The following is a 7,362-nucleotide window of genomic DNA, read 5'->3' on the forward strand; positions in this document are numbered from 1 at the left end:
GCCGGATTTCCCGCGTGGCTTGTTGTTTTTTGACGCGCCTGCGGGCGCCCAGAGAGAAGAGGCACGACGATGAGTGCATTGGTTGGCGTGATCATGGGCTCCAAGTCCGATTGGTCCACCCTTAGCCACACCGCCGATATGCTGGAAAAACTCGGCATTCCGTACGAAGTGAAGGTGGTCTCCGCCCACCGCACCCCGGACTTGCTGTTCCAGTATGCCGATGAGGCAGAAACCCGTGGCATCGAGGTGATCATCGCCGGTGCCGGCGGTGCGGCGCACTTGCCAGGCATGTGTGCAGCCAAGACTCACCTGCCCGTGCTGGGCGTACCGGTGCAGTCGTCGATGCTCTCGGGCGTGGATTCGCTGTTGTCCATCGTGCAAATGCCGGCCGGCATCCCGGTGGCGACCCTGGCGATCGGCAAGGCCGGCGCGATCAACGCCGCATTGTTGTCCGCCAGTATCCTGGGCGCCAAGCACCCGCAGTTTCATGCGGTGCTGAAAAAATTCCGTGCTGAGCAGACAGACAGCGTGCTGGACAATCCAGACCCACGTATCGCCTGAGGTTGTTGACGATGAAAATCGGTGTAATCGGTGGCGGCCAGTTGGGCCGCATGCTGGCTCTGGCGGGCACCCCGCTGGGGATGAATTTCGCTTTCCTGGACCCGGCGCCGGACGCTTGCGCGGCCGCCTTGGGTGAACACTTGCGCGCGGACTACAGTGACCTGGACCACCTGCGTCAATTGGCCGACGAAGTTGACCTGGTGACTTTCGAATTCGAAAGCGTCCCGGCTGAAACCGTGGCTTTCCTGTCGCAGTTCGTACCGGTCTACCCGAGCGCCGAAGCCTTGCGCATCGCTCGCGACCGCTGGTTCGAGAAGAGCATGTTCAAGGACCTGGGCATTCCGACCCCGGCCTTCGCCGATATCCAGTCCCAGGCAGACCTGGACGCCGCAGTCGCCAGTATCGGCCTGCCGGCGGTGCTGAAAACCCGCACCCTGGGGTATGACGGCAAGGGCCAGAAAGTGTTGCGCACCGCTGCCGATGTGGTGGGCACTTTTGCCGAGCTGGGTAGCGTTGCCTGCCTGCTCGAAGGCTTTGTACCGTTCACCGGCGAAGTCTCGTTGATCGCGGTGCGTGCCCGTGATGGCGAAACCCGTTTCTACCCGTTGGTGCACAACACTCACGTCAACGGCATCCTCAAGCTCTCCGTGGCCAGTACTGACCACCCGCTGCAGGTGCTGGCCGAAGACTATTCCAGCCGCGTGCTCAAACAGCTGGATTACGTCGGCGTGATGGCGTTCGAGTTCTTTGAAGTCGATGGCGGCCTCAAGGCCAACGAAATCGCCCCGCGCGTGCATAACTCCGGACACTGGACCACCGAAGGCGCCGAATGCAGCCAGTTCGAAAACCACCTGCGGGCGGTAGCGGGCTTGCCGTTGGGCTCCACGGCCAAGGTTGGCGAGAGCGCCATGCTCAACTTCATCGGCGCAGTGCCGCCGGTTGAGCGGGTAATGGCGATCGACGATTGCCATGTGCATCACTACGGCAAGGCCTTCAAGGCGGGGCGCAAGGTGGGTCACGCCAACCTGCGCTGCAAGGACCGTGCGACCCTGCAGGCACAGATCCTCAAGGTCGAGGCGTTACTCGCCGAGCAATAAGCCTCGGATCGACGGGAACCATTGGTCGCCGACATCTCTCTGATTGCAGGATGGCAAAGCCTGACTAGGCTTTGCCATGACTCACATTCAATTAGAGGGAAATGCCATGGGTATCATCGGAACCATCTTCATCGGCTTGATCGTCGGTCTGCTCGCGCGTTTCCTCAAGCCTGGCGACGACAGCATGGGCTGGATCATGACCATCCTGCTGGGTATCGCCGGCTCCCTGGCCGCAACCTACGGTGGCCAGGCCCTGGGGATCTACCAGGCCGGTCAAGGCGCAGGCTTCATCGGTGCGCTGGTCGGCGCGATCGTGCTGCTGGTGATCTACGGCTTGATCAAAAGAAAGTAATCAGCCGACAAAGTCCTCTGCGCTGCGCAGGCGCAGAGGGCTAGAATGCTCGCCACCTGAACTTGCCGAGCCTCTGCATGCGCCGTCTTTTATTGACTCTCCTTTTGCTGGGCTCAGGCCTGGCCCACGCTGGCGAACTGCCGGAAACCGACTGGCTTGACCTGATGCCGCTGTCGGATCAGAAAGCCCTCGAAGCGATGCCCGAAATCGATCACAACTCGCCCGAAGCCCAAGGCACCTTTACCGACAAGGGTGGCCTGAAGCAGAGCAAAGGCTTGCCGGCGGTGATGTATTCGACCAAGACCGTGCCTGCCATGAACGGCAGGAACATCCGTATCGGCGGCTACCCGGTGCCGTTGGAAACCGACGCCAAAGGTCGCAGCACGCTGTTTTTCCTGGTGCCATACCCCGGCGCCTGCATCCATGTGCCGCCACCGCCACCTAACCAACTGGTGCTGGTGCGCTATCCCAAGGGACTGAAGCTGGATGATATCTACACGCCGCTGTGGGTCACCGGCACGCTCAAGGTCGAGAAGGTGAACAACGACTTGGCCGATGCGGCGTATGCATTGGATGCGGGGAAGGTGAGGGTCGTAAAGGAATCCGACCTCTAAGCTACGCAGAACCCAATGTGGGAGCGGGCTTGCTCGCGAAGGCGGTGGTTCAGTTACCTGATCGGTTACTGACCGAGGGCATTCGCGAGCAGGCCCGTTCGTACATTTTGATCGGGTTACAAGGGGATAGCGGTGATGCTCACACCCAAGGTATGGCTTTCACCGGGTGCCAGGCTTACCACGTCATCCAGCACATTCGCCGTCTCGATGCACAACATCCCCTGCCAGCCATCGTCGGCCATGTCATCGAAGGCCTTGGCGCGTTCGGTCCAGGGGTTCCAGACCACCGTCGAGTTCGAACCCTGGCTGGTGAGTTGGACGCGGCGCTGCCAGTCTTTATCGACAATGCTCAGTTGAGCAGGGGTGTCCAGGTAGATGCGGTCCGTCTCGGCACTGAAGTGCACAAGGCCCGATTGCGTCTTCTCGGCCCAGCCGTCGGCGGTATCGATATACGCCGAGCCGTCCAGGCCTTCAACCTGCACGTTGCGTACATCGCTGACGGCGAAGTAGGTGTGCAGTGCCTGGCTGAGCGTCACGGTGTCGGTGCCACGGTTATGGCTGGTCAGGCGGATATGCAGCTGGTCGTCCAGCAGCAGGCTCAGCTTCAAATCGACCTGATGGGGCCAGCCAGGGAAGCCGCCTACGGGCACCGGCAATACCAGATCGACACGCAAGGCCTCGCCTTCAAATTCAGTCCCAGCCAATTCCCAGATGGCCGTACGCACAAAACCGTGGGCGCCGGCCGGCTGATCGCTCTGGCGCATCGCCTTCACGCTTTGCGGGTTGCGGTCGAATACGCCAAACCACGGCCAGCACACCGGTACGCCGGTACGGATGCCTTTGCCTTTTTTGAACACCGCTTCAGGGTTCGGCCAGATCAGCGGCTGCTCGCCGTCGCGCTGGTAACTGAAGATATGCGCGCCCTGTTGGGCCACCCTCAATTCGGCGCCGTTGTGGCGGATGCGCCAACAATCCAGCTCGTCGATTTTCACGGTTTCAAGGTGGGGCGTCGGCATAAAAAAGCACTCTCGATGGCAGGCAATGGGGCAATTGACCGTCAAAACCCGGTGAGGTTTAACGCGCGCGCGATGGAACCGAGCGCGTGCGGCCGCTGCCATCAATGGCGACGAACACAAATACCGCCTCGGTGACCTTGCGCCATTCACTGGACAGCGGGTCGTCGCTCCACACTTCGACCATCATCTGGATCGAACTGCGGCCGATTTCCAGGGCCTGGGTATAAAAGGACAACTGTGCGCCCACCGCGACCGGTACCAGAAATGCCATGCGATCAATGGCGACGGTTGCGACGCGCCCGCCGGCGACCTTGCTGGCCATTGCCGTGCCGGCCAAGTCCATCTGCGCGACCAGCCAGCCACCGAAGATATCGCCAAAACCGTTGGTTTCACGCGGAAGCGCAGTGATTTGCAGGGCGAGATCGCCTTGCGGGATAGGATCTTCTTGTTCGAGTTCGATCATGCCGAGGGTGCCTCTGACCCGTGACGCTTCATGGGTATTTCAAATGGATAGCCGTCTTCTGGAAAAACGTTTCAGCACCAACATACACCGCTCGAAGCGTTTCTCGTAAGCCGAACTAAAGGGAAACTCTGCCAAATCGGCTGGATGGCGCCCAACAACGTTTTGGCACAGCAGCCCGTCAAGACTGGGGTTCCTGCGCTTGCACGGGCGAGTATATCGAGACGCTGGCGCGACGACGACCACCTGAGGTTCATTTGGTCGGTAAATAGCGGCTGTATCGGGGCTTTTGCGCGCAACTGTTTTCATAGCGCTGTGCTTTTTCAGGCGATTTGCTATCTTGCCAAACCCGCCGCAAGTCACGGGCGTGCAGTCCTTTACGTTGATTACTATAAGAGAAGCCTTGCCATGTCCTCCGTGCCCGCAAGCAGCGCGCAACCGTCGCGCCCGCTGACCCGCAACGACTACAAAACCCTGTCGCTGTCTGCCTTGGGCGGGGCGCTGGAGTTCTACGACTTCATCATTTTTGTATTTTTCGCCACCGTGGTCGGGAAACTGTTCTTCCCTGTCGACATGCCCGAATGGCTGCGCATGATGCAAACCTTCGGCATCTTCGCCGCGGGCTACCTCGCGCGGCCTCTGGGCGGCATCATCATGGCGCACTTCGGCGACCTGCTGGGCCGCAAGAAAATGTTCACCCTGAGCATCTTCATGATGGCCGTGCCCACCTTGATCATGGGCCTGCTGCCGACTTACGCGCAGATCGGCCTGTGGGCGCCGCTTCTGTTGCTGCTGATGCGCATCATCCAGGGCGCGGCGATTGGCGGTGAAGTGCCCGGCGCCTGGGTATTCGTCTCCGAACACGTGCCGCCACGCCATATCGGCTACGCCTGCGGCACCTTGACCAGCGGCCTCACCGCCGGCATTTTGCTGGGCTCGCTGGTGGCCACGGCGATCAACACGCTCTACAGCCCGGAGCAGGTCTCGGATTTCGCCTGGCGTATTCCGTTCCTGCTCGGCGGCGTGTTCGGTCTGCTGTCTGTGTACTTGCGCCGCTGGCTGCATGAAACGCCGATCTTTGCCGAAATGCAGCAACGCAAGACCCTCGCCGCCGAGCTGCCGTTGCGCGCGGTGCTGCGCGATCACCGTGGCGCCATCGTGTTGTCGATGCTGCTGACCTGGCTGCTGTCGGCCGGTGTCGTGGTGGTCATCCTGATGACCCCGACCGTGCTGCAGACCGTCTACCACTTCAGCCCCACGGTTGCGTTGCAGGCCAACAGCCTGGCCATCGTCACCCTGAGCCTGGGCTGCATCGCGTCCGGCGCACTGGCTGACCGCTTCGGTGCCGGCCGGGTCCTGATGATCGGTTGCGCATTACTGCTGGCCACGTCCTGGACGCTGTATCACAGCCTGATGGCCCATCCGGACTGGCTGTTCCCGCTGTACGCCTTGACCGGCCTGTTTGTAGGCACCATCGGTGTAGTGCCTTACGTGATGGTCAAGGCATTCCCGCCGGTAGTGCGCTTCAGTGGCTTGTCGTTTTCCTACAACGTGGCCTACGCCGTGTTCGGCGGGCTGACGCCGCTGGCGGTATCGCTGCTGATGAAGGAAAGCCCGATGGGGCCGGCGTACTACGTTGCTGCCCTGTGCGTGATGGGGATTCTGGTCGGCGGTTACCTGTGCAAACGCGGTCGTTAAACCAACCCCGATCGCCTGTGGCGAGGGAGCTCGCTCCCGCCGGGCCGGGCTGGCTCTCCCGCGCGAAGCGGCCCTGAAGATGGGAACTGCTGCGCAGCCCAGCGGGAGCAAGCTCCCTCGCCACAATGAAGGCGCTCATTGAGCGTTTTTCTAAGTGACCGTATTCCAGCGCATTACCCCATGTTTCCAAGCCTTTCTGCGCGCATACGTCCTCGCCGCCAATGCTGGCCTTTCATCTAATTGTCACATTCCAGACATAGAGTGTTCACACGGCCTCCCGATACTTGGCCCCGATCCAATTATCCCTATCTGCTAGGAGCAAGGCATGAAACTGAAACGTTTGATGGCGGCAATGACTTTTGTCGCTGCTGGCGTTGCGACCGCCAACGCGGTGGCCGCTGGTGTTGACCCGGCAATCCCGGCTTACGTGAAGACCACTGGTGTGTCGGGCAACTTGTCCAGCGTCGGTTCCGATACCCTGGCCAACCTGATGACCCTGTGGGCCGAGGGTTACAAAAAGGAATACCCGAACGTCAACATCCAGATTCAAGCCGCCGGCTCCGCCACTGCGCCACCTGCGCTGACTGAAGGCACCTCCAACCTGGGCCCGATGAGCCGCAAGATGAAGGACACCGAACTGGCGGCCTTCGAGCAGAAGTACGGCTACAAGCCAACGGCTATCCCGGTTGCCGTGGATGCCCTGGCCGTATTCGTGCACAAGGACAACCCGATCCAGCACCTGACCATGGAACAGGTCGACGCGATCTTCTCCTCGACGCGTCTGTGCGGTGCCAAAGCTGACGTGAAAACCTGGGGCGACCTGGGCGTGACCGGCGACCTTGCCAACAAGCCGGTTCAATTGTTCGGCCGTAACTCGGTATCCGGCACCTACGGCTACTTCAAGGAAGAAGCCCTGTGCAAAGGCGACTACAAGCCTAACGTGAACGAACAGCCTGGCTCGGCTTCGGTCGTGCAGTCGATCAGCTCTTCGCTGAACGGCATCGGTTACTCGGGCATCGGCTACAAGACCGCCAGCGTGAAGACCGTGCCATTGGCCAAGAAGGGCACCACTGAGTTTATCGAAGACTCTGAAGAAAACGCCCTGAACGGCAAGTATCCGCTGTCGCGTTTCCTCTACGTGTATGTCAACAAAGCGCCGAACAAGCCTTTGGCTCCGCTGGAAGCTGAGTTCGTGAAACTGGTGCTGTCCAAGCAGGGCCAGGAAGTTGTGGTCAAGGACGGCTACATCCCCCTGCCAGCCAAAGTTGCCGCCAAGGCCCTGGCTGACCTGGGTTTGAAAGAAGGCAACTAAGCCTGTAATACCCGATGTAAGACCTGGCCCCCTGTGGGAGCGGGCTTGCTCGCGAAGGCGGTGTGTCTTCAACACACCTGGCGACTGACACACCGCCTTTGCGAGCAAGCCCGCTCCCCCATAAAGCCAGGCTGCACCGCTCATTTTTCGTTTGCTGCCGGCATTGCCGCGCGGCGGATTTCTTGCGTCACTGCACTGTCATCTTTCTGTCATACAGGATCGCTAGGGTGTGCGCATGAATGATCTGGCCAA

Annotated in this window: 8 protein-coding genes; 6 read left to right on the forward strand and 2 right to left on the reverse strand. The window is 60.6% G+C overall.

Annotated features, from left to right (window positions below):
* Positions 1-69: 69 nt before the first annotated feature.
* The 4 genes from purE (at position 70) to Q1V60_RS03435 (ending at position 2,624) form a co-directional block, all read left to right on the forward strand.
* Entirely contained in the window at positions 70-561 is a 492-nt protein-coding gene (purE, locus tag Q1V60_RS03420; protein ID WP_300627426.1) for a 5-(carboxyamino)imidazole ribonucleotide mutase, read from the forward strand.
* An 11-nt stretch (positions 562-572) separates the two neighbouring features.
* Positions 573-1,658 carry a 5-(carboxyamino)imidazole ribonucleotide synthase gene (locus Q1V60_RS03425; protein ID WP_300627428.1) on the forward strand — a complete coding sequence of 362 codons (1,086 nt, stop codon included), beginning with the start codon at positions 573-575 and terminating at the stop codon, positions 1,656-1,658.
* 106 nt (positions 1,659-1,764) lie between these two features.
* The gene (locus tag Q1V60_RS03430) at positions 1,765-2,010 is read left to right on the forward strand and encodes a GlsB/YeaQ/YmgE family stress response membrane protein (RefSeq protein ID WP_057006311.1); all 246 of its coding nucleotides are present in this window, start codon (positions 1,765-1,767) and stop codon (positions 2,008-2,010) included.
* A gap of 77 nt (positions 2,011-2,087) precedes the next feature.
* Entirely contained in the window at positions 2,088-2,624 is a 537-nt protein-coding gene (locus Q1V60_RS03435; protein WP_300627432.1) for a DUF3299 domain-containing protein, read from the forward strand.
* 116 nt (positions 2,625-2,740) lie between these two features.
* Here the strand turns inward: Q1V60_RS03435 and Q1V60_RS03440 are convergent, their stop codons facing one another.
* Both Q1V60_RS03440 and Q1V60_RS03445 read right to left on the reverse strand, forming a co-directional pair.
* The gene (locus Q1V60_RS03440) at positions 2,741-3,640 is read right to left on the reverse strand and encodes a D-hexose-6-phosphate mutarotase (protein ID WP_300627434.1); all 900 of its coding nucleotides are present in this window, start codon (positions 3,638-3,640) and stop codon (positions 2,741-2,743) included.
* A gap of 58 nt (positions 3,641-3,698) precedes the next feature.
* Positions 3,699-4,103 carry an acyl-CoA thioesterase gene (locus Q1V60_RS03445; protein WP_003176975.1) on the reverse strand — a complete coding sequence of 135 codons (405 nt, stop codon included), beginning with the start codon at positions 4,101-4,103 and terminating at the stop codon, positions 3,699-3,701.
* A gap of 405 nt (positions 4,104-4,508) precedes the next feature.
* On the opposite strand from Q1V60_RS03445, the gene Q1V60_RS03450 reads away from it, so the two are divergent.
* Both Q1V60_RS03450 and Q1V60_RS03455 read left to right on the forward strand, forming a co-directional pair.
* Positions 4,509-5,798, forward strand: a complete 1,290-nt coding sequence (locus Q1V60_RS03450) for an MFS transporter (protein ID WP_300627436.1) — start codon at positions 4,509-4,511, stop codon at positions 5,796-5,798.
* A 325-nt stretch (positions 5,799-6,123) separates the two neighbouring features.
* Positions 6,124-7,110, forward strand: coding sequence for a phosphate ABC transporter substrate-binding protein PstS (locus tag Q1V60_RS03455; protein ID WP_043048135.1), 987 nt, complete (start codon positions 6,124-6,126; stop codon positions 7,108-7,110).
* Positions 7,111-7,362: the final 252 nt, after the last annotated feature.

The organism is Pseudomonas sp. (assembly GCF_030147005.1).
Lineage (GTDB): Bacteria > Pseudomonadota > Gammaproteobacteria > Pseudomonadales > Pseudomonadaceae > Aquipseudomonas.